15 protein-coding genes are annotated in these 17,581 nt (G+C 72.1%); 4 read left to right on the top strand and 11 right to left on the bottom strand.

The genetic code is table 11. The features are described 5' to 3' along the window. Positions 1 to 38: 38 nt before the first annotated feature. Both ACFCZN_RS00435 and ACFCZN_RS00430 read right to left on the bottom strand, forming a co-directional pair. Positions 39 to 1,298: an ABC transporter permease gene (locus ACFCZN_RS00435; RefSeq protein ID WP_430555463.1), complete on the bottom strand. Its 1,260-nt coding sequence runs from the start codon at positions 1,296 to 1,298 to the stop codon at positions 39 to 41. Next, the gene (locus ACFCZN_RS00430; protein WP_429763094.1) at positions 1,295 to 2,188 is read right to left on the bottom strand and encodes an ABC transporter ATP-binding protein; all 894 of its coding nucleotides are present in this window, start codon (positions 2,186 to 2,188) and stop codon (positions 1,295 to 1,297) included. The genes ACFCZN_RS00435 and ACFCZN_RS00430 overlap by 4 nt, the downstream gene beginning before the upstream one ends. On the opposite strand from ACFCZN_RS00430, the gene ACFCZN_RS00425 reads away from it, so the two are divergent. Further along, positions 2,187 to 2,441 (top strand): hypothetical protein, encoded by a 255-nt coding sequence (locus tag ACFCZN_RS00425; protein ID WP_430555462.1) that lies wholly within the window; start codon positions 2,187 to 2,189, stop codon positions 2,439 to 2,441. The genes ACFCZN_RS00430 and ACFCZN_RS00425 overlap by 2 nt on opposite strands. 40 nt (positions 2,442 to 2,481) lie before the next feature. Here the strand turns inward: ACFCZN_RS00425 and ACFCZN_RS00420 are convergent, their stop codons facing one another. The 3 genes from ACFCZN_RS00420 to ACFCZN_RS00410 form a co-directional block, all read right to left on the bottom strand. Continuing rightward, a complete protein-coding gene (locus ACFCZN_RS00420) occupies positions 2,482 to 3,321 on the bottom strand; it encodes a hypothetical protein (protein WP_430555461.1) in 840 nt (279 codons plus the stop codon). Between the two features lie 248 nt (positions 3,322 to 3,569). Further along, positions 3,570 to 4,181: a response regulator gene (locus ACFCZN_RS00415; RefSeq protein WP_429763218.1), complete on the bottom strand. Its 612-nt coding sequence runs from the start codon at positions 4,179 to 4,181 to the stop codon at positions 3,570 to 3,572. Positions 4,182 to 4,249: 68 nt separating this feature from the next. Then, on the bottom strand, positions 4,250 to 5,641 hold the full coding sequence (locus ACFCZN_RS00410; RefSeq protein WP_430555460.1) for a sensor histidine kinase: 1,392 nt from the start codon (positions 5,639 to 5,641) through the stop codon (positions 4,250 to 4,252). 73 nt (positions 5,642 to 5,714) lie between these two features. On the opposite strand from ACFCZN_RS00410, the gene ACFCZN_RS00405 reads away from it, so the two are divergent. Further along, the gene (locus ACFCZN_RS00405; RefSeq protein WP_430555459.1) at positions 5,715 to 6,605 is read left to right on the top strand and encodes a hydrolase; all 891 of its coding nucleotides are present in this window, start codon (positions 5,715 to 5,717) and stop codon (positions 6,603 to 6,605) included. Here the strand turns inward: ACFCZN_RS00405 and ACFCZN_RS00400 are convergent. After that, positions 6,598 to 7,791, bottom strand: a complete 1,194-nt coding sequence (locus ACFCZN_RS00400; protein ID WP_430555458.1) for a YibE/F family protein — start codon at positions 7,789 to 7,791, stop codon at positions 6,598 to 6,600. The two genes, ACFCZN_RS00405 and ACFCZN_RS00400, sit on opposite strands and share 8 nt — an antisense overlap. A gap of 51 nt (positions 7,792 to 7,842) precedes the next feature. Between ACFCZN_RS00400 and ACFCZN_RS00395 the strand changes: the two genes are divergently transcribed. After that, positions 7,843 to 8,844, top strand: a complete 1,002-nt coding sequence (locus ACFCZN_RS00395; RefSeq protein ID WP_430555457.1) for a DMT family transporter — start codon at positions 7,843 to 7,845, stop codon at positions 8,842 to 8,844. Between the two features lie 93 nt (positions 8,845 to 8,937). Here ACFCZN_RS00395 and ACFCZN_RS00390 read toward each other — a convergent pair whose 3' ends face one another. The 5 genes from ACFCZN_RS00390 to ACFCZN_RS00370 all read right to left on the bottom strand — a co-directional run bounded on the left by ACFCZN_RS00390 (position 8,938) and on the right by ACFCZN_RS00370 (position 16,697). After that, the gene (locus tag ACFCZN_RS00390; protein WP_430555456.1) at positions 8,938 to 10,701 is read right to left on the bottom strand and encodes an ABC transporter family substrate-binding protein; all 1,764 of its coding nucleotides are present in this window, start codon (positions 10,699 to 10,701) and stop codon (positions 8,938 to 8,940) included. A gap of 48 nt (positions 10,702 to 10,749) precedes the next feature. Further along, the gene (locus ACFCZN_RS00385; protein WP_429763087.1) at positions 10,750 to 12,843 is read right to left on the bottom strand and encodes a dipeptide ABC transporter ATP-binding protein; all 2,094 of its coding nucleotides are present in this window, start codon (positions 12,841 to 12,843) and stop codon (positions 10,750 to 10,752) included. Beyond that, positions 12,840 to 13,775 (bottom strand): ABC transporter permease, encoded by a 936-nt coding sequence (locus tag ACFCZN_RS00380; protein ID WP_429763086.1) that lies wholly within the window; start codon positions 13,773 to 13,775, stop codon positions 12,840 to 12,842. The genes ACFCZN_RS00385 and ACFCZN_RS00380 overlap by 4 nt, the downstream gene beginning before the upstream one ends. Positions 13,776 to 13,791: 16 nt before the next feature. Continuing rightward, positions 13,792 to 14,775: an ABC transporter permease gene (locus ACFCZN_RS00375; RefSeq protein WP_429763085.1), complete on the bottom strand. Its 984-nt coding sequence runs from the start codon at positions 14,773 to 14,775 to the stop codon at positions 13,792 to 13,794. Positions 14,776 to 15,281: 506 nt separating this feature from the next. Next, positions 15,282 to 16,697, bottom strand: coding sequence for an LVIVD repeat-containing protein (locus ACFCZN_RS00370; protein WP_430555455.1), 1,416 nt, complete (start codon positions 16,695 to 16,697; stop codon positions 15,282 to 15,284). Between the two features lie 157 nt (positions 16,698 to 16,854). Between ACFCZN_RS00370 and ACFCZN_RS00365 the strand changes: the two genes are divergently transcribed. Further along, the gene (locus ACFCZN_RS00365; protein WP_429763083.1) at positions 16,855 to 17,580 is read left to right on the top strand and encodes a DUF305 domain-containing protein; all 726 of its coding nucleotides are present in this window, start codon (positions 16,855 to 16,857) and stop codon (positions 17,578 to 17,580) included. Position 17,581: the final 1 nt, after the last annotated feature.

Here is a 17,581-nt window from a genome sequence, read left to right as displayed (position 1 = left end):
GCTCGTGGACGGGAATCGCGGTCCGTGCGGGCTGCCGGTCAGGCGCGCGCCGTCAGGGCGCTCCGCCAGCCGACGCGTCCGCCGGTCTGCAGCAGCGCGCCGCGGTAGGCCCGCTCGCTCACGAGCAGCGCCACGACGGCGAAGGCGGCGAGGATCAGCAGCGAGACGATCGGCTCCCACCACGCGGCGTCGCCGGACAGCACGCGCACGGGCATCGAGACGACGTTCGCCACGGGGACGTAGGACAGGACCGTCTCGAAGGTGCCGCTGGCGGAGAACGTCAGGAAGTACACGCCCATGATGGCCATCGTCATCGGGGTGGTGGTGTGCTGCAGGTCCTCGGTGCGCGACGCGAGCGCGCCCGCCACCGCGTACAGGGCCGCGAGGCCGAGGAAGCCGACCGCGAAGAAGAGCACGAACCAGACGAGCGACGTCGACAGCGACGGCAGGATCGACGCCGTCGGCGTGAACGACAGGGCCGCGAGGCCGACGGCGGCGAACACCACGTTCTGCGCCAGCGCCACGACCGAGCTGCCCAGGATCTTCCCGGCCAGCAGGTGCCGCAGCGGCACGGCGGTGGCCATGATCTCCACCAGCCGCGACTGCTTCTCCTCGACCACGCTGCCCGCGATCATCTGCCCGGAGCCGAGCGCCCCGATGAAGAACAGCAGCGCGAGGGCGAACGATGCGAAGAACAGCGTCTGCGAGTCCACGGCGTCGCCGTCGACCCGGTCGGTGGTCAGGGTGCCGCCGGCGGTGAGCTCGGCGGTCGTGGTGCCGGCGGCCTGCGCGTTGGCGTCGAGCGTCTCCGCGGCCACCCCCGCCGTGAGCAGACGGGTGAGCGTGCTGTCGGGGTCCGCCTCGCCGGTGAGCACCCAGCCGCCGGCGCCCCCGTCCGCGCCCCCGTCAGCAGGGTGCAGCCAGCCGTCCGCGTCGCCGTCGGCGAGCGCTTCGCGGGCGGCCGCGTCGTCGGGCACCTCGAGGGTCGTGAGCTCGGCGCCGCCGCCCTGCTCCTCGGGGATCGCGGCCGCGGACGCGACCGCCGCCGTCGCCGCGGCGTCGCCCGCCGGGACGGCGACCGTGAAGCTGTCGGTCTTGCTGCCCTGCCAGGCCATGAACCCGGCCAGCGCGGCGATGATCGCGACCGAGACGAGCAGCCCCACGAGGAACGTCTTGTTGAGGGCGCGCACCACGATCTCGCGCTTCATCACGACCAGCCATGCGCCGCGGGTGCTCTCCTCGCCGGTCCGGTCGAGGGTGCCCGGCGTGTCCGGGCGGGTCGGGGTCGTGGTGGTCATGCCGTCACCTCGCGGTAGATCTGGGCCAGCGTGGGCCGGACGGGGGTGAGCTCGCGGACGCCGCCGCGCTCGAGGCCGGTGGCGAGCAGCCGCTGCAGGGACGCGTCGTCGGCCACCTCGAGCAGCGCGACGGGCCCGTCGACGTCGACCGCGTGCACACCGGGGACGCCGCGCACCCAGCCGGCGTCGCCGCTCGTGACGAGCCGGTGGCGCAGCGCGCCGGTCCGCTGCAGGTCGGCGGGCGCGCCGTCGGCCATGACGCGGCCGGACTTGAGGATCACGAGCCGCTCGCACAGCCGCTCCACCAGGTCGAGCTGGTGCGAGCTGAACAGCACCGGCACGCCGCGGGCGGTGTGCTCGGCGAGCAGGTCGACCATGCCGTCGACGGCCGCCGGGTCGAGGCCGCTGAACGGCTCGTCGAGCACCAGGAGCCGCGGCGTGCCCATCAGCGCGGCGACGATCTGCACGCGCTGCTGGTTGCCGAGCGACAGCTTCTCCACGTGCTCCTTGGACCGGCCGGCGAGGCCGAGCCGGTCGAGCATGTCCAGCACCTCGGCGCGGGCCCGCGGGGCCGCGATGCCGCGCAGCCGCGCCAGGTAGACGAGCTGGTCGAGCACCGGCTGCTTCGGGTAGAGGCCGCGCTCCTCGGGCATGTACCCGAACGCGCGGCGGTCCGCGCGGGTCACCGGGTCCCCGCCGAACCGGACCTCGCCGGCCGTGGGCGCGAGGACGCCCATGATCATGCGCATGGTCGTCGTCTTGCCGGCGCCGTTGCCGCCGACGAACCCGGTGAGCAGCCCGGCCGGGGCCGCGAACGAGACGTCGTCGACGGCCGTGAGGTCGCCGAACGTCCGGGTCAGGCCCCGGACCTCGAGGGAGTCGTTGTCCATGACGACGACGTTACGGACCGCGAGCCCGCGGCGGATCCGCCCGGCGGCGGAGATCCGCGCCTCCCCCTGCCGGCGGAGCCGCGCCACCCCCGACCTTCGTCGCCGCACGGTGGCCGCCGGTCGGTACCGGCGGCCGTCCGTCCCCGGCACCGTGCGGCCGGACGCACGGTTCGCCGGCGACCTCCTCGCCCTGACGACGGTCGGCCGGAAGACCGGTCAGGAGCGGTCCGCCCCGCGCCTGACGTCGACGTAGTACCTGGTGACGGTTCAGCGCCGGGAACCGTCACCAGGTACTACGTCGACAGCACCAACGGGGTGTCGGCAGGCCAGGGGCGCGGCGCCCAGCCCGCCCGATCGAGCAGGCGGCCGACATCGGCGACGACAGCTCCCCCGATGACATCCCGTCCCGTGTACCGCAGCATCCTGGCCCCGCGGGCGACCAGGGCGTTCTGCCGGGTCCGGTCGCGGAACACGGCCTCGGGGGTGGAGTGCTCCTCCCGCCCGTCGAGCTCCACGGGCACGACCCCTCCGGCGGGCAGGAACCAGGCCAGGTCCGCGCGGGCCAGGAACCGGCCGCGCTCGTCGTGGATCTCGAGCTGGAGCGCATCGGGCGGGAAGCCTGCGTCCGTGCAGGCCAGCCGCGCCCGGGTCTCGATCGGCGACTCCGCCCGCCCGTCCGACTCGTCCCACCACGCCCTCGAGCGCGCGGCGCCACGACGGCCACGGGCGGCCTCGCGGGCGTGTCGGAACTCGGCCTCCGAGACGAGGCGTCGATGCCGCACGGAGTCCATGAGGGCGACGGCGTCGCAGCGGTCGAGCTCCGGGACCGCCTGGGCCAGGGCGAGGTCTGCCTGGACGCAGGGGATGCCGTCGACGACCACCCACCGGCGGAGCTGCTCCCGTCGGATCCGGACGGGCTTGCTGCTCCGACGAGGCGTGCCGTCGGGGAAGGTCACCTCCGGCGGCACCCGCCGCGGCGCGCCCTGTGCGCCCTGCAGCACGAGCGAGGCGACGCCGGTCGCCACCGAGCCGGGGAACGCGAGCGGGCCGACGATCGCGCCCCGGCGCCGACGTCGGTCGTACGGGTCGTCGTCCCGCGCCGAGGGAATGCCGGTGTCGAGGACGCCGAGCATGGCGCGCCGCCATCGTCCCTGCCGTACGAGCGCGGCGACCTGATGGCCCGTCAGCCCGTGATCACGGCACTGGGCGACGGAAGCCAGGCCTTCCTGGTGGGCGGCGAGCCGGACAAGTGGCGAGGGGACGTCGATCCGACGAGGCATGGCAGCAGCCAAGCCGAGCGGGACGGCGGACGGCCGGCGTTGTCCACAGCCCTCGAGGTAGTACCTGGTGGCGGTTCCGCGCCGGGAACCGTCACCAGGTACTACGTCAGCGCGCGGTGGTAGTAGACGACGGCCTGCACGCGGTCGCGCAGGTGCAGCTTGGCCAGCACGTTGGAGACGTGGGTCTTGACGGTGGCCTCGCCGAGGAACAGCTCGCCCGCGATCTCGGCGTTCGACAGCCCCTGGCCGACGAGCACCAGCACCTCGCGCTCCCGCGGAGTGAGCTGGTGCAGCCGGGGGTCGGACGGTGCCGGCTGGGTGCCCGACGGCGCGCCCGCCGGCGGCCGCTCCCCGGAGACCATGCGCTCGATGACCCGACGGGTGACCTCCGGCGCGAGCAGCGCGTGCCCGGCGGCGACGGTGCGGACGGCGTCGACGAGCCGGTCGGCGTCGGAGTTCTTCAGCAGGAAGCCGGACGCGCCGGCGCGCAGGGCGTCGTCCACGTAGGCGTCGTCGTCGAAGGTGGTGAGCACCAGGACCTTGGCGAGGTCGTCGGCGACGATGCGCCGGGTGGCCTCGATGCCGTCCATCACCGGCATCTGCACGTCCATGAGCACGACGTCGGGGCGCAGCGCCCGCACCTGCTCCACCGCCTGCGCGCCGTCGGCGGCCTCGCCCACGACCTCGACGTCGGGCTCGACGGACAGGATCATCGCGAAGCCGGAGCGCACCAGCTTCTGGTCGTCGACCAGCAGCACCCGCACGGGCGCGTCGGCGCTGGTCACGGGCGGTCCTCGGGCAGGGGCAGGCGCACCCGCACACGGTAGCCGCCGGTGGCACGCGGCCCCACGTCGGCGACGCCGCCGTGCGTCGCGACGCGCTCGCGCACGCCCACCAGCCCGAGGCCGGTGCCCGTGGAGCCGGGGCGCGGGCGGCCGTCGTCGAGCACCTCCACCTCGGCGAAGCCGTGCGGGAACCGGTCGGCGGACGGGTCGTCGCGCCGTGCCGGGCGGCGGTCCACGCGCACGACGACGCGCGCGGACCGGGCCGTGGAGTGCTTGCGCACGTTGCTCAGCGCCTCCTGCGCGGTGCGGTACAGGCTGAGGCCGACCGGCGCGGGCACGGCGTCGACGGCGCCCGGCTCGGCCACCACCCGCACGTCGACGTCGAGACCGGCGTCGTCGGCGAGGGCCGGGACGTCGGCCAGCCCGGGCTCCGGCGCGCGCCTGCCGGCCGCCGCGGTCCCGGCCGGGCCGACGTCCTCGACCCCCCGCAACGTGCCGAGCAGCCCGCGCATCTGCGCCACCGCCTCGCGCGACTCGCCCTCGATCGTGGCCAGCGGCTCGGCCGCGGCGGCCGGGTCGCCCGCGAGCATCCGCCGGGCTGCGGCCGCCTGGATGCCGATGACGGACACGTGGTGCGCGACGACGTCGTGCAGCTCGCGGGCGATGCGCAGCCGCTCGGTGACGACGGCCTGCCGCTGGAGCTCCGCCGTCTGACGCTCGATCGTCGCGGCCTGCGCCTCCAGCTGCTCGCGGCGGCGGGCGCCGTGCCACATGAGCTGGCCGGCCACGACCGCTCCGTAGAAGTAGGCGACGTTGATGAGCAGGTTGTACGCGGTGAACGCGACGCCGGGGTCGACCAGGCCGGGCTGCTCGTCGGCCAGCCCCATCGACTCGATGATGCCGTCGATGCCCGCCCCGACGGCGAACTGCCAGGCCAGCCACCCGAACATCGCCAGCAGCGCGGCGCCCACGACGAGCACCATCGCCTGCCGGTCGCGCGCCCACGCCACCGCGCTGAACAGGGCGACGAAGTAGACGACCTGGAGCGGCACGAGGATCGTCACCAGGGGGACGGTCAGACCCACCACGAGGAAGTGCAGGTACACCACGGAGAGCACGACCAGCGGGAACCGCCGCCGCCACATGAGGGGCGCGGCGCCCACGGCCGCGAGCAGGTAGAGCAGCCAGGTCGGGGCCGTCTCGTCCTCGAAGTACCCGATGCTGCGGGCGAGCTCGGCGCCCACGAGGGAGACGACGACGAACACGGCCCCGAGCCACAGGTCGTGGCGGTAGGCGCGGGCGGGGTCGGCGGGCACGCGCTCCCACCCGGAGTCGATCCCCCACCAGTCCGAGAGACGGGCGGTCCACCCGGCAGGTTGCTGCGGCATCCGCCCAGCGTAGGAAGACCGGCCGGGGTCCCGCCTCCCCCACGAGGCGGAGTTCGGGGGCAGGATGGGCGACGTGACCACCATCACCGGGATCGACACGACGCCCCCCGCTGCCCTCACCGTCTCCGTGTGCCGCACCTGCGCGGTCGAGCACGCCGAGCGCCCCGACACGTGCGCGATCTGCGCGGACGAGCGCCAGTGGGTGCCGGTGTCGGGGCAGGCCTGGACCACCCTCGAGGAGCTGGCCGGGGAGGGGTGCGCGGTGTCCGTGCGCGAGCTCGAACCGGGGCTCGTCGCCCTGGAGGTCGCGCCGGGGGTCGGTATCGGGCAGCAGTCGAAGCTGGTGCTGACGTCGGCCGGTGCGCTGCTGTGGGACCCGCTGGGCTTCGTCGACGACGCGGCGGTGGACGCCGTGGCCGGCCTGGCCGGCGAGGGCGGCGTCGTCGCGGTCGCTGCGAGCCACCCGCACATGTTCGGGGCACAGGTCGAGTGGTCACGGCGGCTGACCGCGGTCACGGGACGCGAGGTCCCGGTCCTGGTCAGCGAGGCCGATGCCGGCTGGGTCGCACGCCCCGATCCGGTGATCGAGACCTGGGCCCCCGGACCCGCGGGCGAGCGGGAGATCCTTCCCGGTGTGTGGCTCAGCCAGCCCGGCGGACATTTTCCGGGCTCTGCCGTCGTGCACTGGGAGGCCGGCGCCGACGGGCGGGGCGTGCTGCTGTCGGGCGACACGATCTTCGCGAACCCGGACCGCACGGCGAGCTTCATGCGCAGCTACCCCAACCGCATCCCGCTGTCCGCGGCGGTCGTGACGCGCGTCGCCGCGCACGTGGCCCGCCGGCCCTTCGACCGCCTCTACAACAACTTCGACGGCGTCATCCCGGCCGACGCGCGCGACGTCGTGCTGCGCTCCGCCGAGCGGCACGCGGCCTGGGTGCGCGGCGACTTCGACCACCTCACGTGAGTGCCTCGGCGGGCTCGTGCCGAGGCAGGACCGGGGCGGCGTCCGGCGGTCCCGGCACCACGACCGCCGCGATCGCCGTCGTGATCGGGATGGCGAGCACGAGGCCGATCGACCCGACCAACGTGCGGACGATCTCCTCCGCGATCTCCCCCGAGGTGAGCGCGGTCACGGGCGACTGGTCCAGCAGCCACACCGTGAGCAGCAGGGGCAGCGCGGCGCCCACGTAGGCGAAGGCGATCGTGTACACCGTCGACGCGATGTGGTCACGACCGATCCGCATCGCCCGCGCGAACAGGGCGCGGCGCGAGGCCAGCGGCGCCAGCGCGCGCAGCTCCCAGACGGCCGACGCCTGCGTGATCGTGACGTCGTTCAGCACGCCCATGCCCGCCAGCACGAGCCCGCACAGCGCGATGCCCTGCAGGTCCACCCCGGCCGCCATGGACGGCAGCATCTGCGCGGTCTCCGACGTCGCGCCCGTGATCTTCGAGGCGGACGTGGCCCACGTGCCGATCGCGGCCGTGAGGGCCAGGCCGGCCAGCGTGCCCAGCAGCGCCACCGACGTCCGCGTCGTCAGCCCGTGCGCCAGGTAGAGCACGACGAGCATCACCGCCGACGACGTCACCAGCGCGATCGCCATCGCGTCCTTGCCTGCGAGCAGGGCGGGGAACGTGAACCCGAGGAAGACCGCGAACGCGACACCGAGCCCGGCGATCGCGGCGAGGCCCCGCCACCGGGCCACGAGGAGGACGACGAGCACGTACGCCCCGGCGAGGAGCGCCAGCGGGAGCTCCCGCTGGTGCTCCATGAAGACGTAGGGGGCGGCGATCTCCCCCTGGAGGTCGCCGATGTGCAGCGCCACCAGGCCGTCGCCGGTCTCGAACTCGAACCGCGGGTCGACCTGCATGCGTGACGCGCCGCCGTCGGGCAGCTCGATCGGCAGGGTCACCTCGCCCGACGCGTCCTCGCCCGGGGGCCCGGCCACCGTCACCTCGACGAAGGAGCTCCCGTCCACGACCACGGGGATGCGATCGGGCACCTCGCCGGCCTTCGGCCAGAGCATCCACATCCCGAGCGCCGTCGCGACGATCGCGGGCAGCACGAGACACGCGATGACGAGCCGGGTGCGTCGTGGAGCCGGCGCCACCGGTCCGCCGTGCGCGTGGCCGTGTGCGTGGGCTCCCGTCATGGGCGGATCCTCACACGGGGCCCGCCGGTTTCCCGGACGTACACTCCCGGGGTGAACCAGACGCCCGACCCCGCCGCAGGCCCCGGGACCGGGCGGGCGGTCGGGGTGGCGCTCGCGATCGTCGCGGGGTTCGCCGCCGCGCTGCAGAGCCGCGTCAACGGCACCCTCGCCACCGAGACGGGCACGGCGTTCGGCACGGCCGCCCTGTCGTTCGGCTCGGGCCTGGTGCTCCTCACCCTCGCGCTCCCGTTCTCCCGCGCCGGGCGGTCGGCGCTCGCCCAGGTCGGCGCCGGCCTGCGCCGCGGCGGCTCCTCGGGCGGCCTGCGCTGGTGGGAGTGCCTGGGCGGCCTCGGCGGCGCGTTCTACGTGATGTCGCAGGGGCTGACGGTCGACGCGCTCGGTGTGGCCGTGTTCACGATCGCGCTCGTGGCCGGGCAGTCGGTGAGCTCCCTCGTCATCGACCGGCTCGGGCTCGCGCCGGGCGGCGTGCGCCTGGTGACCGTGGGCCGGGCCCTCGGCCCCGTGCTCACGGTCGTCGCCGTCGTCGTGGTCTCCGGCGCGGGCGCGGCGACCGCCGCCCTCGGGCTGGCGCTGTTCCCCCTCGTGGCGGGCGTGCTGCAGTCGTTCCAGCAGGCGCTCAACGGCCGCGTGCGCGCGGCCGTGCGCCCTGCCGGCGGCGGCCGCGACGGCGGCGTGCTGGCCGCGACGTTCGTGAGCTTCCTCGTCGGGACGGCGGCGCTGCTCGTGGTGTTCGGGGTGTCGCTCGCCGTCGACGGCGCCCCCACCGGCTCGCTGCCCCCCGACCTGCTGCTCTATTCCGGCGGTCTGCTCGGCATCGTCTTCATCGCCCTGCAGGCGGCCGTGGTGCAGCGCATCGGCGTGCTGCTGCTCGGGCTGGGGATGATCGCGGGCCAGGTGGTCGGCGCGCTCGTCCTCGACGTCGTCTCCCCCGCCGTCGCCCCGCCGGGTGCCGCGACCTACGTCGGCGCGGCGCTCACGCTGGTCGCCGTCGCCGTCCCGCTCCTCGAGGGCGCGCTGCGCCGCCACCGCTGACCTCCCGGTCGCTCCCGGGCGCGACGACGCCGCCCCGACCGGGCGGTCGAGGCGGCGTCGTCGTGCGTGGTGCTCAGCGGGTGACGCGGTGCGTCACTTCTGCCAGCCCCAGTTCTCCGGGTGCGGGGCGAGGCCCTCGAACCCGGAGGTGCGCCAGCCGAAGTTGGCCAGGCCCTTCTTCACCGCGGTCATCTCCGGACCGAAGTCGATCGGGAAGGTGCCGTACTGCTCGAGCGCCTTCTTCTCCGCCTCGTTGAAGGCGGTGATCGCGGCCGGGATGTCCTCGATGGTGCCCGGCTTCTTCATCAGCTCGTCGATCTCCTTCGTCCCGATGTACGTGAAGTTCGAGTCCGAGTCGGAGCAGTAGAGCTGGCAGCCCGAGGTGCTGTAGCCGTACGGGTCGGAGGACGACCAGGCCATGATCAGCATCTCGTACTTGCCGCCGAGGACGGTGTCCGAGAACTTCGACGGGTCCTGGTTGTCGAGCTCGACCTCGATGCCGGCCGCCTTGAGCATCGCCTGCACGGCGTTCGCCATGGCGGTCTGCGTCGGGCTGTCACCGAAGAAGGTGTACTTGAGGTGGACCGGCTTGCCGTCCTTCTCGTAGTAGCCGGACTCCTCGTTGAGGGTGTAGCCCGCGCCCTCGAGCGTCGCCTTGGCGTTCTCCACCGAGAAGGCGGCGTCGGCCGGCATGTTGTTCTCGTAGCCGTCCTGGATCGGCGACATGACCTCGGACCCGGCCGGGTCCTCCTCCCAGCCGAGACCCTGGAAGTCGATCTCGGCGAGCTTGGAGACGTCGGTCGCCTGCGTCACGGCCTTGCGCACCGCGATGTCCTGCAGCGCCTCGGCCTTGGTGTTCAGCGTGAACACACCGGTCGACAGGGCGTAGTTGATGAGGATCTGCACGTCGTCCATGCCGCGCGCCACCTTGAGGCGGTCGGCCGCGGCGACGCCGACGGAGTCGATCTCACCGTTCTGGAAGGCGTTGATCGAGGCGGCGTCGTCCATCTGCTTGAAGACGATCTTCTCCAGCTTCGGCGCCTCGCCCCACCACTTGGGGTTCGGCACGAAGGTGGCCTGCGTCTCGTCCTGCGAGTCGACGATGAACGGACCGGCGGCCCACTCGTTGTGCGGCTCGTTGACCCAGCCCTTGGTGTAGGTCTTGGCGTCCAGGGCGTCCGGGTGCATCAGGTTGATGAACAGGAACTGGTACGGGAAGAACGGCGTGTCGAAGGTGACGACGACCTGCTTGTCGTCCTTGCCCTTCTTCACCGACTTGATCTGGTCGTACCCGGTGGTACCCAGGGGGTTGAACCCCTTCATGGTGCCCGACTGCGCCTTCCAGGTGGCCTCGAAGGCCGTCCAGTCGATCGGCGTGCCGTCGTTCCAGGTGGCCTTCGGGTTGACGTCGTAGGTGACGACCAGCGGGTCCTCGCTGGTGACCTCGACGTTCGACAGGTAGTCCGGGTTCGGCGTCGGGTTGCCCGCGACGTCGTAGTCCCACAGCGACGCCTGGTACAGCTTCCAGAAGTCGCCCATGTAGCGGGTGTTGCCGTCGACCGAGAACGCGTTCCAGTTCGGCGTGACCTCGGAGGTCGCCAGCGTGAGCGTGCCGCCGTCCTCGACCGCGTCGCGGTCCTGCGGGTTGTTGTACGCCTTGCCGGCCTCGGGCATGGGCAGCTCGCCCTTGTACGAGGAGGGGACGCCGTCGGCGGGCTGCGTCGTCATCGACGTGTCGCCGTTGCCCTTGGCCGTGCCCTCGTCGTCGCCACCGCCGGAGCCGCACGCGGCCAGGGTGAGCGCGAGCACCGCGGCAGCAGCGACCGCACCGACGCCCTTCTTGCGGATCGTTGTCATGATTCTCCTTGAGAAGCGTCTACCCGGGGGGTAGATGACCCGGACGGGTCAGGCGCGGGTGGTCTCCCGCACGTCTGTGAGGCCCGCCGACGTCCTGGTCAGCGGGAAGTGGCAGGCGGCGAGCTGGTCGTCGCCGCCGGTGAGGACGGGCAGCACGGTGTCGCAGCGCCGCTGGTCGTCGGCCGGCAGCGTGGCGCGCACGGGGCAGCGGCTCGCGAAGCGGCAGCCGGGGATCTCCTCCACCGGGCTGGGCAGGTCGCCCTCGAGCACCACGCGCTTGCGCCCGCGCTCGAGCTGCGGGTCGGGCAGCGGCACGGCCGACAGCAGGGCCTGCGTGTACGGGTGGCGCGGCGCGGTGAAGACCGCCTCCGTGTCCCCGGACTCGACGACCTGCCCCAGGTACATCACGGCCACGCGGCTGGAGATGTGCCGGATCACGGACAGGTCGTGCGCGACGAAGAGGAACGCGACGCCGAGCTGGGCCTGCAGGTCCTCGAGCAGGTTGATGACGCCGGCCTGGATCGACACGTCGAGGGCCGACACCGGCTCGTCGAGCACGATGAGCCGCGGGTTCACGGCGAGGGCCCGCGCGATGGCGATGCGCTGGCGCTGGCCGCCGGAGAACTGCGACGGGAACCGGTCGACGTGGTCGGGGTTGAGGCCGACCAGCTTCATGAGCTCGTCGATGCGGGCGTTGACCTTCTGCCGCGACCAGCCGTGCACCTTGAGCGGCTCGGCGAGCACGTCGTAGACCGGCATGCGCGGGTCGAGCGAGCTCATCGGGTCCTGGAAGACGATCTGCAGGTCGCGTCGCAGCCCCGCCCGCTCGCGCGTCGAGAGCTCCTCGAGGTTCTTGCCGAGCACGGCGACCCGGCCGCCCTGCGGCGCCTCGAGCTTCATGATCTCGAGGAGCGTCGTCGTCTTGCCGGAGCCGGACTCGCCGACCAGCGCGACCGTCTCGCCGGCGCGCACGTCGAACGTGACGCCGTCCACGGCCTTGACGGTGCCGACGCGGCGGCGCAGGAAGCCGCCCTTGGTGAGCGGGAAGTGCCGCTTGAGGCCCTCGACCTCGAGCACGACCTCGCGCTCGGAGCGGGGCACCGACTCGAGCGTCGACTCGGCGGCCTCGGCCACCTCGTACGCGTCCTCGAACGTGACGCCCTGCTCGGCGAGCTCGTCGGCGCGCACGCACGCGGCGAGCGTCTCGGGCCGGCCGGCCACGGGCAGCAGGTCGGGCTCGGCCGTGCGGCAGCGGTCCTCGACGAGCGGGCAGCGGTCGGCGAACGGGCAGCCGACGGGCAGGTCGACCAGCGACGGCGGGTTGCCCTGGATCGGCACGAGGCGGCGGTTCTCGCCGCGGTCGGGGCGCGGCACGGCGCCCAGCAGGCCCATCGTGTACGGCATGGCGGGCCGGGCGAACAGCTCGTCGACGGGCGCCTGCTCCACGGGGCGGCCGGCGTACATCACGAGGACGTCGTCGGCCACGCCGGCCACGACGCCGAGGTCGTGGGTGATCATCACGACGGCGGCGCCGGTCTCGCGCTGCGCCTTCTTGAGGACGTCGAGCACCTGGGCCTGGATCGTCACGTCGAGGGCCGTCGTGGGCTCGTCGGCGATGATGACGTCGGGATCGTTCGCGATGGCGATCGCGATCATCACCCGCTGGCGCATGCCGCCGGAGAACTGGTGCGGGTAGGCCCGCAGCCGCTCGGCCGGGTTGGGGATGCCGACCAGGTCGAGCAGCTCGATCGACCGCTCCTTGACCTGCTTGCGGTTCAGGTCCTGGTGCAGGTCGAGGGCCTCGGCGAGCTGGTCGCCGATGGAGAAGACCGGGGTCAGCGCGGACAGCGGGTCCTGGAAGACCATCGCCATCTCGTTGCCGCGGTACTTGGACAGCTCGAGCTCGCTGAGCCCGAGCAGCTCCGTGCCCTTGAGCCGGATGGAGCCCTCGACGCGGGCGTTCTCGTCGAGCAGCCCCATGACCGACAGGGACGTCACGGACTTGCCGGACCCCGACTCCCCCACGATGCCGAGCGTCCGCCCGGGCATGAGGTCGAAGTTCACGCCGCGGACGGCGCGGACGGTGCCGGCCTCCGAGGCGAAGCTCACGTGCAGGTCGCGCACGCTCAGGACGGGGTTCATGCTCGGCCTCCCGACCGGGAGTTCGGGTCGATGGCGTCGCGCAGGCCGTCGCCGATGAGCTGCACGGAGAACGTGAGCAGCACCAGCGCGACCGACGGGGCGATGAGCACCCACGGCGCGGTGAGGATGACGCTCTGCCCCGCCTGGAGGATGGTGCCGAGCGAGGTGTCCGGCGCCTTGATGCCGAGGCCGAGGAACGACAGCGCCGTCTCGGAGTTCACGGCGGCGACCACGCCGAGCACGGTCTGGATGATGAGCACCGACCCGAGGTTCGGGATGAGGTGCCGACGGATGATCGTGAACGACCGCACGCCCATGTACCTGGCGGCGTGCACGTAGTCGAGCTCGCGCAGCGACAGCGTCAGGGTGCGCAGCACGCGGGCGTACCCGATCCAGCCGAAGACCGTGATGCCGAACGTGAGCCAGATCCAGCCGTTGGCGCCGGACGACGAGCGCACGATCATCGCGATGAGCAGGAACGACGGGATCACCAGCAGCATGTCGAGGACCCACATGCCGACGCGCTCCACCCAGCCCTCGAAGAAGGCGATGGTGGTGCCGATGATCGCGGCGATCACCGTGATCGCCACGGACGACAGGATGCCGATGGCGAGGGAGCGGCCGAGGCCGCGGGCCACAAGGGCGAAGACGTCGGACCCGCCCGTCGTCGTGCCGAACCAGTGCTCGGCGGACGGCGCCTGGGCGAGGGCGAGGAAGTCGGGCTCGTCGTAGCCCCACTGCGCGATGCGCGGGCCCACGAACGCGAACACGACGAGCAGCACCAGCAGCACCAGCCCGACGACGGCGGACGGGCGGCGCGCGAAGCGCCTGGCGATCAGGGTGAAGCGCCCGGTGCGCCGCAGCCCGGTGCTCTGCTCGTCCTCCGCCGTGAGGACGGCGGCGGCGGTGACGGTCAGCTCGGAGTCAGCCATGGTTGTCCAGCCCCTCTCAGCTGATCCTGATGCGCGGGTCGAGCCACGCGACGACGAGGTCGGCCAGCAGCGCACCGACGAGGGTGCACACGCCGGCGAACGCCGCGATGCACGTCGCGCCGTTGATGTCGTTGTTGACGATCGTCGTGACGAAGTACCGGCCCAGGCCGTTGATCGCGAAGATCGTCTCGGTGATCACGGCGCCCGTGAACACCGTCGCGATCGAGAACGCGACGTTCACGGCCGTCGGGATGAGCGACGTGCGCAGCGCGTGCTTGCGGATCGCGAGGTGCAGCGGCAGGCCCTTGGCCCGCGCGGTGCGCACGTAGTCGGCCTTCATCGTGTCGAGCAGGTACGTGCGCTGCGTGAGGTGGTAGCTCACGGCGCCGATGATCGTCAGCACGATGGTCGGCAGGATGAGGTGCTGCGCCAGGTCGAGCAGCCACAACCATGGGTTGTCGCCCTCGTAGCTGTGCAACCCGGTGACGTAGAACAACCGGAACCCGAGCGCCTCGTTGATGTAGATCGCGGCGATGACGACGAACAGCGCGAGCACCGCCGTCGGGATCACGAGGAAGAAGGTCGCGAAGCCGCCGAGCACGCGGTCCTGCCACTTGTACTGGCGGATCGCGGTGTAGACGCCGATCGCGACGCCGATGACGATCGCGAGCACCGTGGCGAGCGTGACGAGCTGCGTCGACGCGCCGATCCGCGTCGCGACCGCGCTGGCCACCGGCTCCTGGTCGGGGCTCAGGCCCCAGTTCCAGTGCAGGACGATGTCCGTCAGCCAGCGCCAGTAGCGCAGCAGCAGCGGGTCCTCGTCGTTGATGTTCGCCGCCGTCAGGGACGCGTTGATGGAGTCCATCGGCGGGCGCGGGTTGCGCGACAGGTAGTTGGACCGGGGGTCCATGAAGACCGAGGCCAGCAGGTACGTCGCCGAGACGGCGACGAAGAGCATCGCGACGTAGTTCGCACCACGCCGCAGGAGGAACCGGCCCATCAGTCGCGACCGACCACGCTCGTCGGTGCGGGCACGGGGGTGCCCCCTCGTCCGGGTGGCTGGTTCCCGGTCAGCATGGCGAGAGGCGCGACACGCATGGACTTCCCTGTGCACTTGGGGCTCGTGGCCCGACGACGCGCGTGGCCCCTGCCCGGTGGGTGCGGGCCGCGCGCACTGATGACGAAAGCGCAGGCCGAGGTGGTTTGGCAGGGCGCCTCACGATAGACCTGTGCAACAGTCGCTGACCTTACTCGCGCTGTGTTTCGCCGTGGTTCACGTCTTGTCACACGGGCGTTCAGCGCACCGGAGATGAGACGCAGAACACACCATAGGGCCGATAAAATTGCAGGTCGGCGCGTTCTGGACCGGTGAACATATCGATTCGATCACGATCGTCGACCCGGCCACCTATCGGGGCCGGAGCGCCGACGGACGACGGCGGCCGGCCCACCCCGTGGGTGGACCGGCCGCCGTCGTCACTCCCGGCCGCTGCCGGGCTCAGCGCCTCAGAACTTCTGCTGCATCTGGGGGTTGAGCGACCGCAGGTTGGTCTTCGCCTTCCCGTCGATCCGGTCGTCGATGTCGAACGTGTCGAAACCGATCCCCAGGTCGTTCGAGTAGGCGTAGCCGTTGTACCAGTAGGTGGACCAGGTGCCACCGCTGGAGACGCCCGCGCCGCGGTCGAACCAGGCGAGCTCCTTCGGCTTCTTCGAGTTGGTGAAGTCGAACACCGACACCCCGCCCTGGTACCAGGACTGGACCATGAGGTCCTTGCCCTTGACCGGGATCAGCGAGCCGTTGTGCGCCACGCAGTTCTCGGTGGCGTCGTTGATGCGCGGGATCTTGTAGTAGCTCTGGAACACGAGCTTCGTCTCGTGCTTCCCGCCCTTCTTCCGCTCCTTCTCGATGTCGTAGATGCCGTTGGCACCGAGCTCCGGGGCGTACTCGCCGGTGCAGGTCGCCAGCCCGCCGCCGCCGAGCTCGTCGGTGAAGACGACCTTGGTCGCGTCGTTGTTGAAGGTCGCCGAATGCCAGAACGCGAAGTTCTCGGTGTCCCGGACCGTGCTGATCACCTTCGGGTGAGCGCGGTCCTTGATGTCCATGAGGATGCCGTCGCCCATGCACGCACCCGCCGCGAGGTCCTTCTGCGCGTAGGTGGTGATGTCGTGGCAGCCGGACGTCGCCGAGGCGCGACGGTCCGGGTCGCCCTCGTAGCCGCCCTTGGGGAAGAGGTTCGGCGTGGCGACGAGCCGCGCCGCGGCCGGGTTCTTCATCGGGATCTTCACGACCGAGATGATGTCGTGCGGCGGCTGGCAGTCGGGGTAGGTCGAGCTCGGGCTGTACGACGAGACGTAGACGTACAGGTCCTTGCCGTTCTTGCTCGGCGCCAGGGAGTGGGTGTGGGAGCCGCACGCCGTCTCGACGGACTTGACGTACTCGGGCTCCAGCGGGTCGGAGATGTCCCAGACCTTGATGCCCTCCCAGGCGTCCTTCTCCGTCGCGGGCCGGGTCGTCGAGGCGCACGAGTCGTCGCTGCGCGACGAGTCGGTGGAGAGCACCAGGACGTCGCCGTAGACGGAGATGTCGTTCTGCGAGCCCGGGCAGTACACCTGCAGAGCCTGGACGGGCTCCTCCGGGTCGGAGAGGTCGTACACGGTGAAGCCGTCGTAGTTGCCCGCGAAGGCGTACTTGCCCTGGAACGCGATGTCCGAGCCGGTGCCCTGCAGGGCGCCGTTCTTCGGGTTGTTGCTGAGGTGCTCGATGTTCGACGACGCGACCTCGCCCGGCGGGACGTCGGGCTCGGCGGTATCGGACGCCGACGCGGGGGCCGCGAGACCCAGCGCCCCCGCGATCAGGGCCAGCGAGAGGGCGACACCGGCGACGCCTCTCGTCCGTGAACTGCTCGTCCGTGAACTCCGCATCCGTGGACTCCTCTTCCGTGAACTCAGGGTTGGACGACGCGCTAGCGCCACACCTCGTGGTGTTGGTCACACTGAGTGTTGTCTGGAAGCATCCTCCCCACCAGGTGTGCGGGCATCTTTTTACGCCGTGGCAACAACCTCAGGAGAGGATCTTCCGGTGACCACAGACCCCCGGATCCGTCGCTCGGGCGGCCGTCGCGCCGCCCTGACCTGCGTCGTCACGCTCGCCCTGGGGCTCTCCGCCGGGTGCACCGCCGAGGAGCCCGCGCCGGCTCCGACGCCGTCGTCGGCCGTGCTCGCGCCGGGGAAGCCCGGCGAGCCCGCCGAGACCATCGCCCCCGAGGACTACGAGGGCATGGGCGACGCCGACGTCGTCACCGAGGCGGACGCCGACTTCATGACGCGGATGATCGGCCACCACGCCCAGGCCGTGGAGATGGCGCAGCTGGTCCCCGAGCGGTCGGAGTCGGCGCCGCTCGCGAAGTTCGCCGACCGCATCCGCCTGACGCAGGACGGCGAGATCGACTACATGAGCCGCTGGCTCGAAGACCAGGGCCTCCCGGTGCCCGCGGTGGCGACGGCGTCGGCCGCGCCGTCGGACGGGAGCGGGCCGCGCGCCCCGCAGGCCCACGACCACGGCTCCATGCCCGGCATGCTGACCGAGGCCGAGATGACGGCCCTGGCGGACGCCGACGGCACCGCGTTCGACCGGCTGTTCCTCGAGGGCATGATCAAGCACCACGCGGGGGCGCTGGAGATGGTCGACGACCTCAGCGCCGCCGGGCGTGACGAGACGGTCCAGGAGTTCGCCTCGAACGTGGCGGCAGATCAGATCGCGGAGATCGACCGGATGTCCCGGCTGCTCGACGAGCTCCCCGGCTGAC

The organism is Isoptericola sp. NPDC056134, from assembly GCF_042264825.1.
In the GTDB taxonomy this organism is placed as follows: Bacteria; Actinomycetota; Actinomycetes; order Actinomycetales; family Cellulomonadaceae; genus Isoptericola; species Isoptericola nanjingensis.
The sequence above is the reverse complement of the archived record's forward strand: the minus strand, read 5'-3'. Positions and strand labels throughout refer to the sequence as shown.